General features: G+C 70.4%; 17 protein-coding genes. 5 read left to right on the top strand and 12 right to left on the bottom strand.

Annotated elements, in window-relative coordinates; translation table 11 throughout:
- Window positions 1–46: 46 nt before the first annotated feature.
- The gene (locus tag ABZ848_RS28940; RefSeq protein WP_360836574.1) at window positions 47–460 is read left to right on the top strand and encodes a rodlin; all 414 of its coding nucleotides are present in this window, start codon (window positions 47–49) and stop codon (window positions 458–460) included.
- Between the two features lie 208 nt (window positions 461–668).
- Window positions 669–1070, top strand: a complete 402-nt coding sequence (locus tag ABZ848_RS28935) for a rodlin (protein WP_360836573.1) — start codon at window positions 669–671, stop codon at window positions 1068–1070.
- Window positions 1071–1156: 86 nt separating this feature from the next.
- Here the strand turns inward: ABZ848_RS28935 and ABZ848_RS28930 are convergent, their stop codons facing one another.
- From ABZ848_RS28930 to iolC, 10 genes are all read right to left on the bottom strand, one after another.
- Window positions 1157–3100, bottom strand: a complete 1944-nt coding sequence (locus tag ABZ848_RS28930) for an AMP-binding protein (RefSeq protein ID WP_360836572.1) — start codon at window positions 3098–3100, stop codon at window positions 1157–1159.
- A 71-nt stretch (window positions 3101–3171) separates the two neighbouring features.
- The gene (locus ABZ848_RS28925) at window positions 3172–4761 is read right to left on the bottom strand and encodes a von Willebrand factor type A domain-containing protein (RefSeq protein ID WP_360836570.1); all 1590 of its coding nucleotides are present in this window, start codon (window positions 4759–4761) and stop codon (window positions 3172–3174) included.
- Window positions 4762–4944: 183 nt separating this feature from the next.
- A complete protein-coding gene (locus tag ABZ848_RS28920) occupies window positions 4945–5808 on the bottom strand; it encodes an ABC transporter permease (RefSeq protein ID WP_360836568.1) in 864 nt (287 codons plus the stop codon).
- Window positions 5805–8570, bottom strand: a complete 2766-nt coding sequence (locus ABZ848_RS28915) for an alpha/beta fold hydrolase (RefSeq protein WP_360836566.1) — start codon at window positions 8568–8570, stop codon at window positions 5805–5807. Before ABZ848_RS28915 ends, ABZ848_RS28920 begins: the two co-directional genes overlap by 4 nt.
- A gap of 208 nt (window positions 8571–8778) precedes the next feature.
- Window positions 8779–10179, bottom strand: a complete 1401-nt coding sequence (locus ABZ848_RS28910) for an APC family permease (protein WP_360836565.1) — start codon at window positions 10177–10179, stop codon at window positions 8779–8781.
- A gap of 305 nt (window positions 10180–10484) precedes the next feature.
- Window positions 10485–11987 (bottom strand): CoA-acylating methylmalonate-semialdehyde dehydrogenase, encoded by a 1503-nt coding sequence (gene mmsA / locus ABZ848_RS28905; protein WP_360836563.1) that lies wholly within the window; start codon window positions 11985–11987, stop codon window positions 10485–10487.
- Window positions 11988–12002: 15 nt separating this feature from the next.
- A complete protein-coding gene (iolD, locus tag ABZ848_RS28900) occupies window positions 12003–13889 on the bottom strand; it encodes a 3D-(3,5/4)-trihydroxycyclohexane-1,2-dione acylhydrolase (decyclizing) (RefSeq protein ID WP_360836561.1) in 1887 nt (628 codons plus the stop codon).
- Complete coding sequence (gene iolB / locus ABZ848_RS28895; RefSeq protein WP_360836559.1) at window positions 13886–14701, bottom strand: 5-deoxy-glucuronate isomerase; 816 nt, start codon at window positions 14699–14701, stop codon at window positions 13886–13888. The genes iolD and iolB overlap by 4 nt, the downstream gene beginning before the upstream one ends.
- A 7-nt stretch (window positions 14702–14708) precedes the next feature.
- Entirely contained in the window at window positions 14709–15614 is a 906-nt protein-coding gene (locus tag ABZ848_RS28890; RefSeq protein ID WP_360836598.1) for a deoxyribose-phosphate aldolase, read from the bottom strand.
- Window positions 15615–15673: 59 nt separating this feature from the next.
- Window positions 15674–16624 carry a 5-dehydro-2-deoxygluconokinase gene (gene iolC, locus ABZ848_RS28885; RefSeq protein WP_360836557.1) on the bottom strand — a complete coding sequence of 317 codons (951 nt, stop codon included), beginning with the start codon at window positions 16622–16624 and terminating at the stop codon, window positions 15674–15676.
- Window positions 16625–16750: 126 nt separating this feature from the next.
- Here iolC and ABZ848_RS28880 point away from each other — a divergent pair, with 126 nt between their 5' ends.
- From ABZ848_RS28880 to ABZ848_RS28870, 3 genes are all read left to right on the top strand, one after another.
- Window positions 16751–17668 carry a sugar phosphate isomerase/epimerase gene (locus ABZ848_RS28880; RefSeq protein WP_360836555.1) on the top strand — a complete coding sequence of 306 codons (918 nt, stop codon included), beginning with the start codon at window positions 16751–16753 and terminating at the stop codon, window positions 17666–17668.
- Window positions 17669–18121: 453 nt separating this feature from the next.
- Window positions 18122–18799 carry a helix-turn-helix domain-containing protein gene (locus ABZ848_RS28875; protein WP_360836553.1) on the top strand — a complete coding sequence of 226 codons (678 nt, stop codon included), beginning with the start codon at window positions 18122–18124 and terminating at the stop codon, window positions 18797–18799.
- Window positions 18800–19156: 357 nt separating this feature from the next.
- Complete coding sequence (locus ABZ848_RS28870) at window positions 19157–19357, top strand: MerR family transcriptional regulator (RefSeq protein ID WP_360836552.1); 201 nt, start codon at window positions 19157–19159, stop codon at window positions 19355–19357.
- A gap of 39 nt (window positions 19358–19396) precedes the next feature.
- Here ABZ848_RS28870 and ABZ848_RS28865 read toward each other — a convergent pair whose 3' ends face one another.
- Together ABZ848_RS28865 and ABZ848_RS28860 are read right to left on the bottom strand one after the other, a co-directional pair.
- Window positions 19397–20440: a zinc-dependent alcohol dehydrogenase family protein gene (locus ABZ848_RS28865; protein ID WP_360836551.1), complete on the bottom strand. Its 1044-nt coding sequence runs from the start codon at window positions 20438–20440 to the stop codon at window positions 19397–19399.
- Window positions 20391–22697 (bottom strand): MMPL family transporter, encoded by a 2307-nt coding sequence (locus ABZ848_RS28860; RefSeq protein ID WP_360836549.1) that lies wholly within the window; start codon window positions 22695–22697, stop codon window positions 20391–20393. The genes ABZ848_RS28865 and ABZ848_RS28860 overlap by 50 nt, the downstream gene beginning before the upstream one ends.
- Window positions 22698–22823 lie beyond the last annotated feature (126 nt).

Here is a 22823-nt window from a genome sequence, read left to right as displayed (position 1 = left end):
GCAGGTCGCTCCGGTGGACGGGGTTACTCCAGAAGGGACCATGCAAGTGATCAAGAAGGTTATGGCTGCTGCGGCGATCGCCGCTTCCGTCGCCGGTGTCTCGGCCGCCACCGCCGCTCCGGCGCTCGCGATCGGCAACGATGGCGGTGTCACCACCACGAACGGCAACGGCTCCGAGCAGATCTACGGCAACCAGGCCACGTACGGCAACATGAGCCCGCAGATGGCGCTCGTCCAGGGCTCGCTGAACAAGCCCTGCATCGGCCTGCCGGTCAAGGGCAACGTCGGCTCCGTCGTGGGTCTCATCCCGATCACGGCCGTCCAGGACGTGCCGATCCTGTCGGCCCCGCAGAACCAGCAGTGTGTCGAGAACTCCACCCAGGCCAAGGGCGACGAGCCGCTGTCGCACATCCTGGACAACATCCCGGTCCTGTCGGGCAACGGCGCCAAGGACAGCTGACCTCCCCATGCGCACAGCGGGCCGCCGAGTTCTCGGCGGCCCGTTCGCATGCCCTTCTTCACGCGGGAATCGTCGTCCCGTCTTTAACACCGTCACTTTTTAGTACGCGATAGGCCGAACGGGGCAAACAGCGCAACCAAACCGGCCGTCGTCGGTTGATCAAAACGCGGCTCTGCAACGGGGTCCGCTCTCCGAAAGGGAACGAAACATGAAGAAGCTGCTGGCCGCCGCGGCCGTCGCTGCCTCCGTCGTCGGCGCCACCGCCGCCCCGGCCCTGGCCATCGGCAACGACGACGGCGTCACCACCACCAACGGCAACGGCGCCGTCCAGAAGTACGGCAACCAGGCCACCCACGGCGACATGAGCCCCCAGCTCTCGCTCGTCCAGGGCACCCTGAACAAGCCCTGCATCGGCCTGCCGGCCAAGGTCAACGTCGGCTCCGTCGTCGGCGCGATCCCGATCACGGCCGTCCAGGACGTGCCGATCCTGTCGGCCCCGCAGAACCAGCAGTGCACCGAGAACTCCACCCAGGCCAAGGGCGACGAGCCGCTGTCGCACATCCTGGACAACATCCCGGTCCTGTCGGGCAACGGCGCCCAGGGCAGCTGACCTCACAAGCACCGCGAAAGCGGGCCGCCGAGCACATCGGCGGCCCGCTTTTCCGTGTGCCCGCCACTTCTCGAAGAGCGCCTCGCCTACTTCTTGTAGAGCGCCTCGATCTCGTCCGCGTACAGCGCGTACACCGCGTGCCGCTTGACCTTCAGGGACGGGGTCAGCAGCCCGTTCTCCTCGTTGAACTCACCCTCGACCAGGGCGAACGCGCGGATCGACTCGGCGCGCGAGACGGCCTCGTTGGCGTAGTCCACGGCCTTCTGCACCTCGGCGCGGATGCGCAGGTCCCGTACCACCACGGACATCGGGGTGTCGGCCGGCAGCTTGCGCACCGACAGCCAGTGGGCGACCGCCTCGGGGTCGAGGGTGATCACGGCGGCCACGAAGGGGCGGTTGTCGCCGACGACCAGGCACTGGCCGACCGGTGAGCGGCTGCGCATCCGGTCCTCCAGGACGGCCGGGGAGACGTTCTTGCCGCCGGAGGTGACGAGGATGTCCTTCTTGCGGCCGGTGATGGTGAGGTAGCCGTCCTCGTCGAGGGCGCCGAGGTCGCCGGTGGCGAACCACTCGTCCTGGAGTACGGCGTCGGTGGCGGCCGGGTTGTTCCAGTACGCGCCGAAGACGATGCCGCCCCTGATCAGCACCTCGCCGTCGTCGGCGATCCGGACCGCCGTGCCGGGGACCGGCTGGCCGACGGTGCCCGGGCGGGGTTTCAGGGGCGGGACGATGGTGGCGGCCGCGCTCGTCTCCGTCAGGCCGTAGCCCTCGTAGACGATGATCCCCGCCGCGTAGAAGAACAGGTTGAGGTTGCGGTCGAGCGGGGAGCCGCCGCTGATCGCGTAGCGCATACGGCCGCCGAGCTCCTTGCGGACCCGGCGGTAGACCAGCAGGTCGTACAGGGCCCAGGCGGCGTAGAGGCCGGGTCCCGGGCCCTTGCCGGTGCCCAGGAACCTGTTCAGGTACGCCTCGCCGAAGCGGACGCCGATGCGGTCCGCGCGGTCGAAGGAGGCGCCGCGGCCGATCTTCTCGGCGGTCGCCCGGCCGGTGTCGTGGATCTTCTCGAAGAGGTACGGGACGCCGACCAGGAAGGTGGGGCGGAACTCCTTGAGGGCGGGCCGGAGTTCGTCGGGCTTGATGCTCGGGCAGTGGCCGATCTCGATACGGGCCATCAGACAGGCGATCTGCAAGGTGCGGCCGAGGATGTGGGCGAGCGGGAGGAACAGGAGGGTCGAGGCCGTCTGGCGGGTGACCTCCTTGAAGATGGGGTGGAGCAGCTCGACCGTGTTGGCGGCCTCGGCGTGCAGATTGGCGTGGGTGAGGACGCAGCCCTTCGGTTTTCCGGTGGTGCCGGAGGTGTAGCAGATGGTCGCGATCGTGTCGGGGGTGAGCGCGGTACGGCGCTTGGTGACCTCCTCGTCCGGGACGTCGAGGCCGACGGTGGCGAGGCGGGTCAGGGCGCCGCCCGCCGCGGTAGCGGCTGATGTCTCAGTCAACTGCCAGACGCGGGGCGGGGTTTCGTGGCGGGCGGTGGCGGTGGTCACCGTGTCCGCGTTCTCGGCGGTCTCGGTGACGACGTAACGGGCGCCCGAGTCGCGGACGATCCACTCGACCTGGTCGGCGGAGGAGGTGGCGTAGACCGGGACGGTCTGGCCGCCGGCCGCCCAGATCGCGAAGTCGAGGACCGTCCACTCGTAGCGGGTGCGGGACATCACGGCGACCCGGCCGCCCGGTTCGAGGCCGGAGGCGATCAACCCCTTGGCCACGGCGGTGACTTCGCGGGCGAAGACCGCCGCCGTGACAGGCTGCCAGATGCCTTGCTGCTTACGGCGCAGCACCACCGCGTCCGGTGCCTCGGCGGCGTTCGTGTACGGGAGGTCGGCCGTGCTGCCGGTGGTCGGTCGGGGAGCCAGCGGCGCGGTGCGGGCCTCGCGCACCACGCCGTGCTCGTCCCTGACGACCTCGACCCGGGTGCGGGCGGCCAGGTCCGCGCGCTGTTTCGCCCGTTTCAGATCCTTGCGTACGCCCATTGCGGCTCCCAGTCGGCTCTGACTGGCAGGCCAACTTACTCGCAAGTAAGGAATCGTCAATGGGGAACGGCTCATTTCATGAGGCTCGCCTCGTCGATGGCCTCGGCGAGGTCGTCCACGTCCTTGTCCTCGGTCTTCTTCGCCAACGCGTGGGCTCGTTCGCCGAGTTCGTCGAGGCCGGGGTTGCCGGGAAGGGAGCCCACGTCGTCGGCCTCGGAGTCGCGGGTGCGCAGGGTGTCGGCGAAGTAGGCGGCCACGGCCGTGACTTGGAAGCGGGTGGAGGCGCTCCAGACGTCGTCGTGGAGGTCGCCGGTCTCCAGCTGGCCGGACTCCTCGTGCGGGGCGCGGCTGTCGGGGTCGAGCCAGCGGACGCTCGCCGTGGCGAGGTGGCCGTCGGCGCCGGGCCGGGTGCGCACGGCGTAGAGGGCGGTGACGGTGTGGCCGGGGCCGACCTCGCCGCCGTCGACGTTGTCGTCGCGGAAGTCGTCGTCGGCGACCTTGCGGTCCTCGTAGCCGACGAGGTGGAACTCGGCGACCGTCTCGGGGTCGAAGGCGACCTGGGCCTTGGCGTCGCGGGCGGTGAGGTCGATGTTCTGCGGGAGCTGGTCGACGAAGACCTTGCGGGCGTCGGCGTCGTTCGACACGTACGCGGTGTGGCCGTCGCCCTTGTCGGCGAGGCGTTCCATCAGGGCGTCGCCGTAGTCGCTGCCGACGCCCACGCCGAACAGGGTGATGCCGTGGTCTCGGCGTTCACGCGAGATGCGTTCGAGGATCGAGTCGGCGTCCGTGTCGCCGGTGTTGGCGAGGGCGTCGGAGATGAGCACGACCCGGTTGGTGGCACCCTCGCGCAGTCCTTCGGCGGCGGTGGCGTATCCCTTGTCGACGCCCGCGCCGAGGTTGGTGGAGTCCTGGGTCTCCAGTTCGTCGATGGCGTCGTGGATCCTGCCGCGGTGGCCGTCGAGGCGGGTCATCGGCAGGACGGTTTTCGCCTCGTCGCTGAAGGTGACCAGGGCGACCGAGTCGTCGTCGCGGAGCTTGTCCGTCATGGTGTCGAGGGACTTCTTGGCGAGGTCGAGGCGGCCGGGTTCGCCCATGGAGCCGGAGACGTCGACGACGAAGGTGAGGGCCGCGGGCGGGCGGTCCTCGTCGGACTCGGCGGCGCGGGTGGCCAGTCCGACGCGGATCAGGGACCAGCTGTTCTTGTCGGTGCGGGCGCCGTCGACGGTGACCGTGAAGCCGTTGCCGTCGGGGCGCTCGTAGTCCTGGCGGAAGCTGTTGACGAACTCCTCGGGTCGGACCGTCGACGGGTCGGGCAGCCGGCCGTCGTACAGGGCGCGGCGGGCGTAGCCGTAGGAGGCGGTGTCGACGTCGAGGGCGAAGGTGGAGAGGTAGTCGGCCGAGGGCGAGCGGCTCTCGTCGCCGGTGATGCTGCGCTGTCCGTCGGCCGAGGTCTCGGCCGGACCCGGCGCCGGGAGGCCGCCGGTCCGTTTCGAACGGTCCGCGGAGCTGCTGCCGTTGCTGTCGCTCGCGCTGCACGCCGTCAGGAGCAGGGCGCCCGTCGCCGTGAGGGCGAGGAGGGCGGCGCCGAGCCTCCGGCGGCTGCGGCAGCTTCGGTGGCGGAGCGGTGTGCCCGGTTTCGGTGTTCGGTCGCGCTGGTCCATCTTCCGTGCCCCCTTTGTCGATTGACGTCGGTCGACGGACGTCGCCGTCTGTGACTGTGACGGCGCGAGGGGGCGGAACGTGCGTGACGGAGCGTTGCGGATGGATCTCGAACCGGCCACGATCATGGTCGGTCGAGACCGGTGGGAGACCTTCCGTTGACCTGGGCGAGCAGGTCTGTCGATCTAGGAAACGATGTCCTTGCGGGCGAAACCGCGGAAGGCCAGGGCGAACAGCACGAGTGCGTACGTTATGGAAATCGCCGTGCCCTGGATCATGCCGGACCACTCCGCATGGGGCTGGACGGCGTCCGCCCACGCGAACTGCCAGTGCGCGGGCAGGAAGTCGCGCCAGTGGCCGAGGGCGGTCACGGCGTCCAGGACGTTGCCGACGATGGTGAGGCCGACCGCGCCGCCGACCGCGCCGAGCGGGGCGTCGGTCTTGGTCGACAGCCAGAACGCCAGGCCCGCGGTGACCAGTTGGGACACGAAGATGTACGCCACGACGATCAGCAGGCGCTGGGTGGCGGTGCCGGTGTCCAGGGAGCCGCCGGTGGGGATCTGGAGGGGGCCCCAGCCGTAGGCCGCCGTGCCTACGGCTAGCGCGACCAGCGGCAGCAGGATCATCGCGGCCAGGCTTAGGCCGAGTCCGACCACGAGCTTGGACCACAGGAGGCGGGCGCGCGGGACGGGGGCGGCGAGGAGGTAGCGCAGGGAGGACCAGCCGGCCTCCGAGGCGACGGTGTCTCCGCAGAACAGGGCGACCGGGATGACCAGGAGGAAGCCGGCCGACACGAAGAGGTTGACGGCGGCGAAGTTGGCGCCGGAGGCGGTGGCCGTGTCCATCAGGGTGACGGTGTTGTTGCGGCCGTTCGGGGTGCCGCCGATCGCGAAGGCGATCAGGAGGATGAACGGGAGGGCGGTGAGGATTCCGGCCATCACCAGGGTGCGGCGGCGTTTCAGTTGCCGGACCAGCTCCACGCGGAGGGGGAGGGTGTGGGTCGGCTTGTAGCCGGAGGCGGTTTCCGTGCGCTGGGCGATCGTGGTCATGCTGAGCCTCCGATCAGGGTGAGGAAGGCGTCTTCTAGGCGGCGGTGGGGGGTGAGGGAGGCGACGGGGACTTCTAGGCGGACGAGTTCTACGAGGAGTTGGGCGGCGGTGGTTGTGCCGGGGATCGGGGGTGCGGCGACATGTCCATTGCCGTCTGCGGGTGATTCGTGGCTGGTCGCGCCCCGCGGCGGAGCCGCTGATGTATGCAGCCCCGCGCCCCTGAGGGGTGTTGCCGTCAGGCGTACCAACAAGCCGCCGTCGGTCCTTACCGCCGACTCGACGCCCGCCAGAGCCGCCACCTTGTCCACCATCGGGTCCGGGATGTCGGTCGCCAGGCCTACGAGGAGCGTGTCGCCCGCGCCGATGATTTCGCTTACCTTGCCCGCCTGGACCAGGCGGCCCCGGTCCATCACCACCAGGTGCGTGCAGGACTGTTCCACCTCGGCCAGGAGGTGGCTGGAGACGATGACCGTGCGGCCGGCTGCCGCGTAGCGGATCATCACCTCGCGCATCTCGCGGATCTGGGGCGGGTCCAGGCCGTTGGTGGGTTCGTCGAGGATGAGGAGGTCGGGGAGGCCGAGCATGGCCTGGGCGATGGCCAGGCGTTGGCGCATGCCCTGGGAGTACGTGCGGACCGCGCGGGCCAGTGCGTCGCCGAGGCCCGCGATCTCCAGGGCCTCCTCCATGTGGGCGTCCTCCGGCGGGCGGCCCGTGGCCTGCCAGTACAGCTCCAGGTTCTCGCGGCCGGAGAGGTGCGGGAGGAAGCCCGCGCCCTCGACGAACGCGCCGACCCTGGACAGCACCGGGGCGCCGGGGCGGATCGCGTGGCCGAAGACGCGGATCTCGCCGTCGTCCGGTTTGATCAGGCCCATCAGCATGCGGAGCGTGGTCGTCTTGCCTGCGCCGTTCGGGCCCAGCAGGCCGAGGACCTGGCCCTTCTCCACGCGGAAGGAGAGGTCCCGGACCGCGTAACGGTCCGCCGACTTCGCGTACCGCTTGCTCAAGTCCGTGATCTGGAGGGGGACTTCGGTCAGGGCGGGGTCCGGGGGTGGTGCTGTGGTCGTGCGGCGGCGGCTTGTCGCGAGGAGGGTCAGGGCGATCAGTGCGCCGGCCAGGGGGAGCCACCACACCCAGGAGGGGAGGGGGGCGGCTGCCGTCGTCACGCCCGGGGCCGTCGGGACCCTCAGGTCGCCCTTGAGAGTGACCGTGTACGTCGCGGGGGTGGCCGGGGAGGCGTAGCCGAGGTCGGTGGAGGCGAGGACCAGGCGCAGGCGGTGGCCCTGCTCGACCTCGTGGTCGATGGCCGGGAGGGTGATGGTGACGTCCTTGCCCGCCTTCGCGCCCTCGACCCGGATGGGGGCGACGAGTTGGGAGGGCAGGACGGGGGTCGTGGAGCCGGAACCGACGTCGTACACCTTGGCGAAGAGCACGGCGTCGTCGGTCGTGGACTTGACGTGGACGGTGACCGTCGGGGAGCCGGTGATGCGCAGGCCGCGGGTGAGGGGGGCCGATTCGAATTGGGCGTACTGGCCGGGGAAGTCCAGCGAGACGCCGACGCCGAGGGAGGAGAGTTGGGCGAGGCCGCCGCCGCCCAGCCCCGGCAGGGCGGAGACCGCGGGCGGGCTGGCGCCTGCCGGGTTGGCGAAGCTCTGCTCGCGGCCGGTCAGGGCGAAGGACTTCTCGCCGCTCTCCAGGCCCGGGTAGGTGTCGTCGCTCGCGCCGCGCAGCTGGGCCGCGCCGTCGGTGGAGTCGACGCCTCCGGTGCGGGTGACGCGGAAGGCCGGGCCGGTGTCGGCGGCCTTGTCGTCCTTGAGGTAGCGGTCGAACCAGGACCGCACGCGCGACTGGACGCGGCTCGTCTCCATGTCGCCGCCGTCATGGCCGCCCGCGATCCAGTCGACGTCGACGGGGGCGCCGTTCGCGCGGATCGCCTTCGCCGCCGCGTCGGCCTGGCCGAGCGGGAAGAGGGAGTCGGTCTGGCCCTGGATCAGGAGCGTGGGCACCTTGATGCGGTCGCCGACGGCCGACGGGGAGCGGGACGTCAGGATCTGGCGTGCCTGCGCGTCCGGCTTGCCGGACTCGGCGACGCGCTCGTACATCCGGCACAGCTGCGGTTCGAACTTGTCGCAGCCGCCGCCGGAGTTGATGAAGATGCCGGCCCACAGCTTCTTGAACACGCCGTCCGGGAAGAGGGCGTCCGCGAGGTTCCAGTACGTGATCGCCGGGGCGATGGCGTCCACGCGGTGGTCGTACCCGGCCGCGAGGAGGGAGATCGCGCCGCCGTACGAGGCGCCGGCGACGCCCACGCGCGGGTCGCCGGGCTTGTCGAGCTGGACCTGGGGCTGCTCGGCCAGCCAGTCGATGAGCTTGGAGACGTCGGCGACCTCGCCCTTCGGGTCGTTCAGGCCGATCTTCCCGGTGGAGCGGCCGAAGCCGCGGGCGGACCAGGTGAGGACGGCGTATCCGTCTCTGGCCAGGTCCTCGGCCTGCGCACGGACGTCGTCCTTGCTGCCGCCGAAGCCGTGCGCGAGGAGGACGGCGGGCCTGCGCCCGCTGGTCCCGGACGACGTGAAGTACGAGGTGTCGATGTGGACACCGTCGATCGCCATGACGCGGTCGGTGCGGTGCACGGGGGCCTTGTCGTCCGAGGCGACCGCCGTCCAAGTGCCGGCGCCGGCGAGTACGACGACGGCGGCCCCGGCGGCCAGCAGCCTCCGGGGCCTCCGCAGCAGCCCTCGCAGACCGGGCAGTCGAAGATCCATGCATCAACGGTACGGGGTGTCTCTGACAGCCGGAGGAGACTGCGGGGTGAACGGGGCGCCCTCCCCCGGGAGTACGGGTTTGCCTCCCAGTACCGCGGTTGGTGTACGGCTACGAGCTCGGGGCGTGCCGATGGTCGCCGACTGCGGGATCGTCGTGGTTGATCGCGCCCGCGCGGCGGAGCCGCAAATCGATACAGCCCCGCGCCCCTTAGGTGAGCTGGTCTTCCGGGATCGAGACGAGCCAGCGGGTTTCCCTTCGCGGGCGGAGGTACAGCGCCCAGTACAGGGTCGCGACCGCTGTGATGCCGCCCGTCCACAGGAGGTAGGTCGTCTCCTGCTGGCTGAGGATGTACGCCAGGACCGCGATCAGGAGGACCGGCATCGCGGGCCACAGGGGCATGCGCCAGGCCGGGGTGTGCTTGTGGTGGCCCCGGCGGGAGAGCAGGGCGGCCACCGCGACCAGGAGGTACATGCCCGTCACCGAGACGCCCGTGACGCCGTACAGGGTGTCCAGGTTCACGAAGCAGAGCAGGGCGCCGGGGATGCCCACCGCGAGGGTGGCGACCCAGGGGGAGCCGAAGCGGCCGAGCTTCGAGAAGACGTCGTTGACCGGCTGCGGCCAGGCCTTGTCGCGGGCCGAGGCGAACAGGACGCGGGAGTTCTGGATGACCATGACGATGCCCGCGTTGATGATCGCGAGGGCCACGCAGAGGCTGACGAAGGTGCCGACCGCGGAGTTGGACCAGGCGGTGACCATGGAGCTGATGTCGCCGCCGGTGAGGGCGGACAGGTCCGAGGCGCCCATGGTGATGGCGACCACCGGGACCAGGATGATCACCGTGGAGATCGCGAGGGTGGCCAGGACCGTGCGGGCGACGTTGCGGCGCGGGTGCTCCAGCTCCTCGGAGAGGTAGACCGCGGTCGAGAAGCCCTGGGTGACGAAGAGGGCGATCGCGAGGCCGGAGACGACCAGCATGGCGGTGACGGTGTCCGTGTGGCCGTCGGCGCCCGCCACCTGCATCGAGGTGAGGCTGCCGAGGCCGCGCTCGCTGTGGGCGAAGCCCAGGACGGCCACCACGCCCGCCGCGACGACCTCCAGGACCAGGAAGATGCCGGTGATCCAGGCGTTGGCGCGCAGGTCGAGCAGGCCCGCGAGGGTCGCCAGGATCATCACCCCGGCGCCCGCGACCGACGGGTCGAGGTGCACGACCGGGGCGAGGTAGTCCGCCGTGCCCATGGCGATCACCGGCGGGACGATCATGACGACCAGGAGGGAGAGGACGAAGACCAGCCAGCCCGCGAGCCGTCCGGCCATCGTCGAGACCATCGCGTACTCGCCGCCCGCGCTGGGGATGAGGGTGCCCAGCTCCGAGTAGCAGAACGCCACGGCGATGCAGAGGAGGGAGCCGATGGCGATCGTCAGGGCGGTGGCGGTGCCGAGCGAGCCGAACAGGTCCGGGACGACCACGAAGAGCGTGGAGGCCGGGGTGACACAGGAGAGCGTGAGGAGAGTGCCGCCGACCACCCCGATGGAGCGCTTGAGCGTCTTGGGGCTGTCGGGCGCGGCGTCCGCGACGGCGGTGTCGGCAGGACGGAGCGTGTCGGTCATGCGGCGGATTCCGATCGACTGGTGTGACTGAGGGTGGGTTCGGGAGCGCTATCGCCTCCGGCGGATCGCGTTTCTCGTTCTCTTCGTCCGCTCCCGGCGGGAGCATGGAACCCCGACGAAAACCGACGCGTCAATGGCTGTTTACCTACGGAATTCGTGGTTCAAGACTGCCTCGGCACGCGTTAACGTCGCGTCAAGGCCCCATACCGGGCACCTTTCGGGCGTGCGGGAACCGTAGCGGGCGGGCACAAAAAAATGGGGCCGTCCGGAATACGGACGGCCCCGAGGGGTTTTTCAGGTCACCCTCAGTGGTTGCGCGGGAACCCGAGGTCGACGCCGGTGGGGGCGTCGGCGGGGTCGGGCCAGCGGGTGGTGACGACCTTGCCGCGGGTGTAGAAGTGCGTGCCGTCGTTGCCGTAGATGTGGTGGTCGCCGAAGAGGGAGTCCTTCCAGCCACCGAAGGAGTGGTAGCCGACCGGGACCGGGATCGGCACGTTCACGCCGACCATGCCGGCCTCGATCTCCAGCTGGAAGCGGCGGGCCGCGCCGCCGTCCCGGGTGAAGATCGCGGTGCCGTTGCCGAACGGGGAGCCGTTGATCAGCGCCACGCCCTCCTCGTACGTGTCCACGCGGAGCACGCACAGCACCGGGCCGAAGATCTCGTCCTGGTAGGCCTTGGCCGACGTCGGCACCTTGTCGAGCAGCGAGATGCCGATCCAGTGGCCGTCCTCGAAGCCCTCCACCGTGTAGCCGGTGCCGTCCAGGACCACCTCGGCGCCCTCGGCCGCCGCGCCCTCCACGTAGGAGGCGACCTTGTCGCGGTGGACCTTCGTGATGAGCGGGCCCATCTCGGAGGTCGGGTCGTTGCCGGGGCCGATCTTGATCTTCTCGGCGCGCTCGCGGATCTTGTCCACCAGCTGGTCGCCGATGGAGCCGACCGCGACGACCGCGGAGATGGCCATGCAGCGCTCGCCCGCCGAGCCATAGGCGGCCGATACGGCCGCGTCGGCGGCGGCGTCCAGGTCGGCGTCCGGCAGGACCAGCATGTGGTTCTTGGCGCCGCCCAGGGCCTGGACGCGCTTGTGGTTCGCGGAGGCGGTGGTGTGGATGTAGCGGGCGATCGGGGTCGAGCCGACGAAGGAGACGGCCTTGACGTCCGGGTGCTCCAGGAGGCGGTCGACGGCCACCTTGTCACCGTGTACGACGTTGAAGACGCCGTCCGGCAGACCGGCCTCGGCGAGCAGCTCGGCGAGCTTGATGGAGGCCGACGGGTCCTTCTCGGACGGCTTGAGGACGAAGGTGTTGCCGGTCGCGATGGCGATCGGGAACATCCACATCGGGACCATCGCCGGGAAGTTGAACGGCGTGATGCCCGCGACCACACCCAGCGGCTGGCGGATGGACGAGACGTCCACGCGGCTGGCCACCTCGGTGGACAGCTCGCCCTTCAGCTGCACGGTGATCCCGCAGGCCAGGTCCACGATCTCCAGGCCGCGCGCGACCTCGCCCAGCGCGTCGGAGTGCACCTTGCCGTGCTCGGCGGTGATCAGCTCGGCGATCGCGTCCCGGTTCGCCTCAAGCAGCGCCCGGAACTTGAAGAGGATCGAGGTCCGCTTGGCCAGGGACGAGGTGCCCCAGGTCGCGAACGCGTCCTTGGCCGCGGCCACAGCCGCGTCCACCTCGTCGACCGTCGCGAACGCGACCTTGGTGGTGACCGCGCCGGTCGCCGGGTCGGTGACCGGCCCGTAGTTCCCCGACGCGCCTTCGACGGTCTTGCCGCCGATCCAGTGGTTGACGATCTTCGTCATGCCCAGTTACTCCTTTTACAGATGGCGGCGTCGGGTAGAGACGTGCCGTTCGTACAGCTCTCGTGCCTTGACCGCCGACGGTCGGGTCGCGGTCTCGGCCACAGGTACATCCCACCAGGCCTGCGCCGGAGGCGCGCCCGACACTGTGTCTGCGGTTTCGGTCTCGACGTAGACACATGTGGGAGTGTCGGCCGCGCGGGCCTCTGCGAGCGCCTCGCGCAGGTCCGACACGGTCTTCGCGCGCAGCACGCGCATGCCCAGGCTGGCCGCGTTGGCGGCGAGATCCACGGGCAGCGGACGGCCGGTGTACGTGCCGTCGTCCGACTGGTAGCGGTAGGCGGTGCCGAAGCGCTCGCCGCCGACCGACTCGGACAGGCCGCCGATGGACGCGTACCCGTGGTTCTGGATCAGCAGGACCTTGATCGCCACGCCCTCCTGCACGGCCGTCACGATCTCCGTCGGCATCATCAGATACGTGCCGTCGCCGACCAGCGCCCAGACGTTCCGGTCGGGGGCGGCCAGCTTCACGCCGATCGCGGCCGGGATCTCGTAGCCCATGCAGGAGTAGCCGTACTCCAGGTGGTACTGGTCCCGCGAGCGCGCCCGCCACAGTTTGTGCAGGTCGCCGGGGAGGGAGCCGGCCGCGTTGATGACGATGTCCGACTCGTCGACCAGGGCGTCCAGCGCGCCCAGCACCTGCGGCTGGGTCGGGCGTACGTCCGGCTCGTCGGCCTCGAAGCAGGCGTCGACGCGCTGCTCCCAGCGCTCCTTGTCCTCGGTGTACTCGGAGACGTAGGAGGCGCCGACCCGGTGCTCGTGGATCTCCAGCGCCTGCGTCAGCTCGGCGAGGCCGCTGCGCGCGTCCGCGATCAGCGGCAGGCCGGCCAGCTTGTGTCCGTCGAAAGGCGCGATGTTGAGGTTGAGGAAGCGGACGCCGTCGGCGCTGAAGAGGGTGCCGGAGGCGGTCGTGAAGTCGGTGTAGCGGGTGCCGACGCCGATCACCAGGTCGGCGGTGCGGGCGAGTTCGTTCGCGGTCGCGGTGCCGGTGTGACCGATCCCGCCGACGTCCTGGGGGTGGTCGTGGCGCAGGGAGCCCTTGCCGGCCTGGGTGGAGGCGACCGGTATGCCGGTGGTCTCCGCGAACTCGGCGAGCGCTTCCTCGGCCCGGCTGTGGTGCACGCCGCCGCCCGCGACGACGAGCGGCCGGCGGGCCGACCTGATCGCCCGCACGGCCTCGGCGAGTTCGGTCGGATCGGCACCGGGACGTCGTACCACCCAGGTGCGCTCGGCGAAGAACTCGTCCGGCCAGTCGTGGGCCTCGGCCTGAACGTCCTGCGGAAGGGCCAGGGTTACGGCGCCCGTCTCGACCGGGTCGGTCAGCACCCGCATGGCCTGGAGGGCCGAAGGGATCAGCTGCTCGGGGCGGTTGATGCGGTCGAAGTACCTGGACACCGGGCGCAGGCTGTCGTTGACCGACACATCGCCGGCGTACGGGACTTCGAGCTGCTGGAGGACCGGGTCGGCGGGGCGGGTGGCGAAGACGTCGCCGGGGAGGAGCAGGACCGGGAGGTGGTTGATGGTGGCGAGGGCGGCGCCGGTCACGAGGTTCGTGGCGCCGGGGCCGATCGAGGTCGTCACCGCGTGGGTGGAGAGGCGGCCCGACTGACGCGCGTAGCCGACCGCGGCGTGGACCATGGACTGTTCGTTGCGGCCCTGGTGGTACGGCATGTCGTCCGCGTACTCGATGAGCGCCTGGCCGATCCCGGCGACGTTGCCGTGGCCGAAGATGCCCCAGGTGGCGCCGATCAACCGCCGCCGTACGCCGTCGCGTTCGGTGTACTGCGCGGACAGGAAGCGGACGAGCGCCTGCGCGACCGTGAGCCTCGTCGTCGAGGTCGTCATCGGTAACCCTCCGTGTGGTCCGGGTGGAAGCAGATCCGCCACTCCCGCGTCTCACCCGGTCCCGCCATGACGTTCAGGTAGTACATGTCGTGGCCGGGCTGGGCGATGGACGGGCCGTGCCATCCGTCGGGGACGAGGACGGCGTCGCCGGAGCGGACCTCGGCGAGGACGTCGGATCCGCCCTCACGGGAGGGAGATACGCGCTGATAGCCGAAACCGTTCGGGCCGTCGACCTCGAAGTAGTAGATCTCCTCCAACTCGGCTTCCACGCCCGGCCGGTGCTCGTCGTGCTTGTGCGGCGGGTACGAGGACCAGTTGCCGCCGGGCGTGACGACCTCGACGGCGATGAGCTTGTCGCAGTCGAAGGCGTCGGCGGAGGCGAAGTTGCGGACGTGCCGCAACTGGGTGCCGCTGCCGCGCTCTTCGACGGGGACCTCCGGCGCGGGGCCGTAGCGGGCGGGGAGTCGTCGCTCGCACTTCGCTCCTGCCAGGGCGAAGCGGCCTCCCGCGCCGGAGGCGATCTGGACCTGGGCGTCCCGGGGTGCGTACGCGAAGTCGGTGGCCGACGCGAACACGCTTTCCCTGCCCAGGAGTTGGAACCGTTCATCCGCCATTCGCACGGTACATCCGCCTTCCAGCGGAAGCACGATCCACTCACTGTCACCGGTGGTGAAGGTGTGGGTGCCGTCCGGCGCCAGCTCGACGATCCGCAGACTGCAGTACTCCCAGCCGGCCCGCTTGGGGTCGATGTCGAGCACGTAGTTCGCGCCGGCGGTGGTGCCTCGCGGAATGTACAGCTCCGTACTGCTCATGCGGCCCTCACAGCAGTCCTACGGCGGTGTCCACGGCGGCGGTCACATCGCCGTCCGCCGGGTACAGCAGCGAACGTCCGACCACCAGGCCGCGCACGGTGGGGAGTTGGAGGGCGCCGCGCCACTTCTCGTACGCGCCGTCCTGGTCGTCGCCGACCTCGCCGCCGAGCAGCACGGCGGGCAGCGTGGACGTCTCCATGACCTCGGCCATGTCGTCGGGATTCTCGGTGACGGGGAGCTTCAGCCAGGTGTAGGCGGAGGTGCCGCCCAACCCGCTGGCGATGGCGATGGACTTGGTGACCGCCTCGGCGGAGAGGTCGTTCTTGAGCTTGCCCTCGTCGGTGCGGCGGCTGATGAACGGCTCGACGAACAGGGGGAGTCCGCGCGCGGCCATGTCGTCGATGGCGCGGGCGGTGGACTCCAGGGTGGTGAGGGAGCCCGGGTCGTCGTAGTCGATGCGCAGGAGCAGCTTGCCCGCGTCGAAGCCGAGCCGCTCGATGTCCTCGGCGCGGTGGCCGGTGAAGCGGTCGTCGAGTTCGAAGCTGGCGCCCTGGAGGCCGCCGCGGTTCATGGAGCCCATGACGACCTTGCCGTCGAGGGCGCCGAGCAGCAGCAGGTCGTCGAGGATGTCGGCGGTCGCGAGGACGCCGTCGACGCCGGGGCGGGACAGGGCCAGGCAGAGCCGTTCGAGCAGGTCGGCGCGGTTGGCCATGGCGAACTTGCGGTCGCCGACGCCGAGCGCGCCGCGGGCGGGGTGGTCGGCGGCGACGATCATCAGCCGCCCGGAGTCGCCGAGGAGGGGCCTGCGGGTGCGGCGGGCGGCGGCCTCGGCGATCGCCTCGGGCCGCTGGGCGCGCAGCCGCACCAGCTCGCCCACGTCCACGCTCTTCGGCGTCCGGGGCGTCACGGTCATGCCCAGGCAGCCCGTGCCGCCCGTCTCGTCGTCCGCGGCCCCGTGGACCCGGCCCGCCCTCACAGCACCGCTCCGGCCTTGAGGGCGCCTTCGATCTCGTCCGGCGTGGGCATCGCGGAAGAGCACTCCAGGCGGGAGGCGACGATCGCGCCGGCCGCGTTGGCGTGTCGCATGATCGTCTCCAGGTCCCAGCCCTCCAGGAGGCCGTTGCAGAGGGAGCCGCCGAAGGCGTCGCCGGCGCCGAGGCCGTTGAGGACGTTCACCGGAAGGGGTGGCACCTCGGCCGACTCGCCCTTGCTGTTGACGGCGAGGACGCCCTTGGGGCCCTGCTTGACGACCGCGAGTTCGACACCGGCGTCAAGGAGCGCCTGCGCGGCGGCCTGCGGTTCACGGACGCCGGTCGCGACCTCGACCTCGTCGAGGTTGCCGACGGCGACGGTGGTGTGGCGCAGGGCCTCGGCGTAGAAGGGGCGGGCCGAATCCGGGTCCTTCCAGAACATGGGGCGCCAGTCGAGGTCGAAGACCGTCGTACCGGCCTTGGCGCGGTGGGCGAGGGCCGCGAGCGTCGCCGTGCGGCTGGGCTCCTCGCTCAGGCCGGTCCCGGTGACCCAGAAGATACGGGCGTCCCGGACGGCGTCGAGGTCCAGCTCGTGGGCGTCGATCTCCAGGTCGGGGGCCTTGGGCAGCCGGTAGAAGTACAGCGGGAAGTCGTCCGGCGGGAAGATCTCGCAGAAGGTGACCGGGGTGGGCAGGCCCGGGACCGGGGTGACCCAGCGGTCGTCGACGCCGAAGCCCTGGAGGGCCTCGTGCAGATAGGTGCCGAAGGGGTCGTCGCCGGTGCGGGTGATGACCGCGGTACGGCGGCCGAGGCGGGCCGCGGCCACCGCGACGTTGCTGGCCGAGCCGCCGAGGAACTTGCCGAAGCTCGTCACCTGCGGCAATGGGACGCCGGTCTGGAGTGGATACAGGTCCACCCCGATCCGTCCCATGGTGATCAGGTCGTACGCCATCGGCTTCCCTTCGTCACGGCTCTCCTCCGCGTTTGTAGTCCCGCGCCCCGAGCCCTGTCAATGTTTTGTCCAGACATTCGGACGAGACCTTGACAGCGCTTACCGCTGCCGCGGAGGCTGGCCGCCATGAACGCACCCGCGCCCCAGTCCTCACTGTCCCGCATCCGGATCGGGTCGGCTCCCGACTCGTGGGGTGTGTGGTTCCCCGACGACCCTCAGCAGGTGCCCTGGCAGCGGTTCCTCGACGAGGTGGCCGGATCCGGGTACGAGTGGATCGAGCTTGGCCCTTACGGGTATCTGCCGACGGATCCTGCGGTGCTGACGGAGGAAGTGGGCCGACGGGGCCTGAAGGTGTCGGCCGGCACTGTCTTCACCGGGCTGCATCACGGTGAGGGCGTGTGGGACAAGACGTGGGCGCATGTCGCCGACAACGCGGTTCTTGCGCAGGCCATGGGGGCTTCTCACCTCGTCGTCATTCCGTCGTTCTGGCGGGACGACAAGACGGGTGAGGTGCTGGAGCCGGACACGCTGACGCCGGAGCAGTGGCGGAATCTCACCTCTCTGACCGAGCGGCTCGGGCAGCGGGTGCGGGAGGAGTACGGGCTGCGGATCGTCGTGCATCCGCATGCGGACACGCACATCGACAGTGAGGAGAACGTCGTCCGGTTCCTGGACGGGACGGATTCCTCGCTGGTGTCGCTGTGTCTGGACACGGGGCACTACGCGTACTGCGGGGGCGACAGCGTGAAGCTGATCGAGACGTACGGGTCGCGGATCGGGTATCTGCATCTGAAGCAGGTGGATCCGGAGATCCTGGCGGACGTACGGGCCAAGGGGACGCCGTTCGGGCCGGCTGTTGCGCAGGGTGTGATGTGTGAGCCGCCTGGTGGTGTGCCTGCGTTGGGGCCCGTGCTTGAGGCTGCGCAGAAGCTGGATGTGGATCTGTTCGCGATTGTGGAGCAGGACATGTATCCGTGTGCACCGGACAAGCCGTTGCCGATTGCGCAGCGGACTCGGGCGTTTCTTCGGTCGTGCGGGGCGTAGTGGTCGCCTAATGATCTGCCGGGATCTGTGTGACTGCGGCTGCGGGTTCGTTGTGGCTGGTCGCGCCCACGCGGCGGAGCCGCATATCGATACAGCCCCGCGCCCCTAGGCATGCTGCAGGCCGCGTAAGACCATGAGTGCATGTCGGATGCTGTGCGACGCAGGTCGGGACAAGGGGCCTGGGGGTCTTGGGAGACCGTGCTGGCGCGGCCCGATCCTCGGTTGTTGCCCGGGGTTCTGAGTTATCGCGGGCTGCGGCTTGCCCTTGATCGGCCTCGGCGGCGGCTGGAGGCGCCCATCGGGGCCGCCACCCTGTTGCTGGGGTTCGAGGAGCCGGTGACCATCACGCGGATGGGGCGGGCGCCTGCGACGCTCGTGTCTGTGTTTGCCGGGCCCACGACCACGCCTGCCCTTGGTGAGCACTGCGGGCGGTTGTCGGGGATCGAGGTGTTGATGACGCCCTGGGCCGCGTTCACGCTCTTCGGGACGCCCTTGTACGAGGTCATCGACCGGACCCTCGATCCCGACGATCTGCCGCATGTGCTGGGGGCCCGGCGGAACAGCAGCGTCCGCGAACTCTCCGCCGCGCTCGCCTCCTTGCCGACCTGGGAGCTGCGGTTCGGGCTGCTCGACGACGTGTTGGTGCGGTGGGCCGGGGCCGGGACCCCCAGTTCGGCGCGGGTCGTGGCGGCCTGGTCCGAGCTCGTGCGGACCTGGGGTGCCGTGCCGGTACGGTCGCTCGCCGACGAAGTGGGCTGGAGCGTACGGCAGTTGGAGAACCGGTTCCGGGAGCAGATCGGGCTCGGGCCGAAGGTCGCGGCCCGGGTACTGCGGTTGCAGCGGGCACGGCGGCTGCTGGCCGAAGGGCACGGGCAGGCGGAGACCGCGGCCATGTGCGGGTTCTACGACCAGGCCCATCTCAGCGGCGAGTTCCGGGTCATGACCGGGTGCACCCCGCGCGAGTTCACCATGGCCCGGGGTGTCGCGCCGGTCTCGCAGCCCGGGGTGCCGGCCGCCGACCGGATCACCGGCGAGGCCACGAGCCTGTTGCTGACGTCCGCGCGCAGTGCGGTTTTCTCCAAGACCGGCCGGGTCCGGTCCGTGCACCCTGATCGTCGTCCGGCAGGTTGATCCCCGGACAGCGGTCTCCCAGGGCCATGGCACAGCCGACGGGGGCGGGGGAGCCGGTGGGCCGGGTCCGGCGCAGCGGGTCCGGCCCACCTCGCCGACCCTTTTCGCCGCGAATGTCAACGCGCCGCGCCTTTGAGCCCGCGTACGCCCTTGCAGCACTCGTGTCACAAACGCCCCCTCCGTGTCACACATGTCGCATGTACGCGGGCCCTGCGTCACACCCCGCGCACAGGCCCTGACCCGCCTTCACGCCGCGTCGTTCACGGAGCACAGGCTTTGTGATCGCCAGCGCAGCGCCCGGCTCCCCCGACGGCCGCCCCCGGCCGACCCCGCGGTGCGCGCAGGGAGGTGCACCTCATGACCGACCGACGGCTGTGGTCGTACAAGGAGATCGCGGCGCACATCAGTGTCCAGCCGGACACCGTGCGGTCCTACCGCAAACACGGGCTGCTGCCCCCGCCCGACCACGTCGAGGGCGGCAAGCCGTTCTGGTACGCCGACACCGTACGGAAATGGGTGGCGTCCCGGCCCGGCAACCGCGGGCGCAGAGAGGGCTGAGGAGAGAGGGCTGAGGAGAGGGAGGGCTGTTGGTCGGGCTCAGGTCCAGGGTTCGATGACCGTCACCCCCGCTCCGGGTGCCGTGCCCATCGCGGCCAGGGCTGCTGGGGTCGCGTCCAGGGTGATGGTGGAGGTGACCAGCAGGTCCGGTCGCAGTACGCCCGCCCGTACCAGCTCCAGCATCGCCGGGTAGGTGTGCGCCGCCATCCCGTGGCTGCCGAGTATCTCCAGCTCCAGGGCGATCGCCCGGGCCATGGGGACGGGGGTCGTGCCGTCCGCCGACGGGAGCAGGCCGACCTGGACGTGCCGGCCCCTGCGGCGCAGGCCGTTCACGGACGCGGCGCAGGTGACGGGTGAGCCGAGGGCGTCGAGCGACAAGTGGGCTCCTCCGCCGGTCAGTTCGAGGACCGCGGCGGCTGTGTCCGGCGTGCGCTGCGCGTCCACGCACTCCGTCGCGCCGAACTTTCTCGCCAGGTCCAGGGCCTGCGGTGATACGTCGACCGCGACCACCCTCGCGCCGGACGCTGCGGCGATCATGACCGCGGAGAGGCCTACGCCGCCGCAGCCGTGCACCGCCACCCACTCGCCTGCGGCGACCCTGCCCTGCTGGACGACTGCGCGGAACGCCGTGGCGAAACGGCAGCCGAGCGCTGCCGCTGTGGCGAACGACAGCTCCTCGGGTACGGCTACCAGGTTCACGTCCGCGTGGTCCAACGCCACGTACTGGGCGAAGGAGCCCCAGTGGGTGAAGCCGGGTTGGGTCTGGTGTTCGCAGATCTGGTGGTTGCCTGCGGCGCAGGTGGGGCAGGTGCCGCAGGCGCAGACGAAGGGGGCGGTTACTCGGTCTCCCGGGTGCCAGTTGCTTACGCGGGGGCCGACTGATTCCACTGTGCCGGCCAGTTCGTGGCCGGGGACGTGGGGGAGGGTGATGTCCGGGTCGTGGCCCTGCCAGCCGTGCCAGTCGCTTCTGCAGAGGCCGGTGGCTTCTACGCGGACGACTACGCCGTGGGGGGCGGGGTGGGGGTCGTTCACTTCACGTACGTTCGCGGGTTCGCCGTACTGTTCGAAGAGCACCGCTCTCATCTGCCGTCCCATCGCCGTTTCGGTCTGCGGGTGCATTGTGGCTGGTCGCGCCCCGCGGCGGAGCCGCAAATCGATTCAGCCCCGCGCCCCTATCGGGGCGCTGCCCCTGGCCCTCGCTCAGACCGAACCGTTCGTGGAACCTTCGCAGCGGGGCCGGTGCCCACCAAGTCGCCCTTCCCGTCAGCCTCATCACCGCCGGTACCAGCAGGCTCCGTACGATCATCGCGTCCATCAGGACCGCCAGGGCTATGCCCAGGCCCAGCATCTTCGTGTTCGTCACGCGGGACGTGCCTATCGCCACCATCACCACCGCCAGGATCACCGCCGCCGCCGTGATCAGGCCTCCGGTGCGTTGCAGGCCGTGGCGGACCGCCTCGTTGTGGTCGCCTGTTTCGTCGTACTCCTCCTTGATGCGGGAGAGCAGGAAGACGCCGTAGTCCATGGAGAGGCCGAAGGCGACGCAGAACATCAGGACCGGGAGCGTTGTTTCTATCGAGCCGGGGCTGGTGAAGCCGAGGAGGGACGACAGGTGGCCGTCCTGGAAGACCCAGACCACCGCGCCGAACATCGCCGTCAGGCTGAGGGCGTTCAGGACCACCGCCTGGACCGGGATCAGGACGCTGCCCGTCAGGAGGAAGACCAGGATCAGGGTGACGATCGCTATGAAGGCCGCCGCCCACGGGAGGCGGTCCGCTATCGCGTGCTTGGAGTCGACCAGGACCGCCGCCGTGCCCGTCACCTTGGTGTCGAAGGGGGCCTTCGTCGCACGCACTTCGCCGACCAGGCGCTGGGCCGTGTCGTCCACCGCCTCGCCCTTGGGGAGGACCGTGAAGTAGGCCGCGTCTCCCTTCACCAACGGGCCGTCGACCCTCAGGACTCCGGGGAGGGAGGCCAGTTGGCTCTTGTACGTCGTGTACTGCTCCTGGGTCGCCCTGCCCTCCGTGAGGACCTCCAGGCCGCCGCCCGGGTTGCCCGGGAAGCCGTCGCGGATGTGCTGCTGGACGATGTGCGACTGGGCTGTGGAGGGCAGTTGGCGGTCGTCCGCCGTGCCGAACTTCACGCCCAGGAAGGGCAGGCCCAGGACGATCAGGACCGTCGTCGTCGCCACCGCGAAGAAGGGGGCCCTGCGCATCACCAGCGTGGCCATGCGCGCCCAGGCCGTGCCCTCCTCGCCGGAGGCCCTCGGTGCGCGGCCGCGGCGGAACAGGCGGCGCAGGTCCAGGGAGTTGACCCGGTGGCCCAGGAGGACCAGGGCGGCGGGGAGGAGGATCAGGGCCGCCGCGGCTGCCAGCAGGACGACCGCCATGCCGGCGTAGGCGAAGGAGCGCAGGAAGTACTGCGGGAACAGCAGCATCGCCGCCAGGGAGACCGCGACCGTGAGGGCCGAGAAGAGGACCGTGCGGCCTGCCGTGCGGAGGGTGGTGCCGACCGCCGTCAACGGGTCGGCGCCTGTGGATAGTTCCTCCCGGAAGCGGCGGACTATGAAGAGTGCGTAGTCGATGGCCAGGCCCAGGCCCAGGGCCGTGGTCAGGTTCAGGGCGAAGACCGAGACGTCCGTGAACTCGGTGAGGCCGCGCAGGACCGCGTTCGTGCCGAGGATCGCGACGATGCCGATGCCCAGCGGAAGCAGGGCCGCGATCGCCGAGCCGAAGACCATCACGAGGAGCACGAGGGTGACCGGCAGGGCGATCATCTCGGCGCGGGCCAGGTCCTCCTTGATGATCGTCTGCATGTCGTGGCGGACCGCGACCATGCCGCCGACCTCGACCTCCACCGGGCCGTGCGTGCCCCGGTAGCGGGGGGCGATGCGGTCCAGGGTGTCGGCCGCCGCCTTCTCGTCGCCCGAGATGTGCGCGGCGATCAGTGCCTCGTGGCCGTCCTTCGCCCGCAGCTCGGGCGACTTGGTCTGCCAGTAGGAGCCGACGCCTATGACGCCTTTCTCGCCGGTCAGTTGGGCGGTCAGGCGCTCCGCCTCGGCCGCCACCGCGGGAGCGTCGACCGACGCGCTGCCCGAGTCCACCAGGAGCAGCAGGTTCGGCTGGGAGGCCGGGAACTCGCGCTCCAGGGCCTTGGTCGCGTACGTCGACTGCGCCGCCGGGTCCTCCCAGCCGCCGCTTCCGAGCCGGTCGGCGACCCCGCTGCCGGCCAGTACTGCGAGTGCCGTGATCAGGAGGGCGAGGAGCAGGGACAGCCGCGGGCGGGCCGTCACGAAGCGGGTCCAGCCGCCGGGCCTCGGCGGCTTGTTGACTTCGGTCATCGGGCGGTGTCCCCTTCTTCGTGGCACCATGAAGATGCAAATACGAGAGAGCGCTCGCGTTTCGCCTGGATCCAGAATGCGAGCGACCACTCGTGTTTGTCAATGACGTTCGGAGAGCTGGGGATA

Source organism: Streptomyces sp. NPDC047081 (assembly GCF_040643775.1).
Lineage (GTDB): Bacteria > Actinomycetota > Actinomycetes > Streptomycetales > Streptomycetaceae > Streptomyces.
This window is presented reverse-complemented; position numbering and strand designations above follow the sequence as displayed.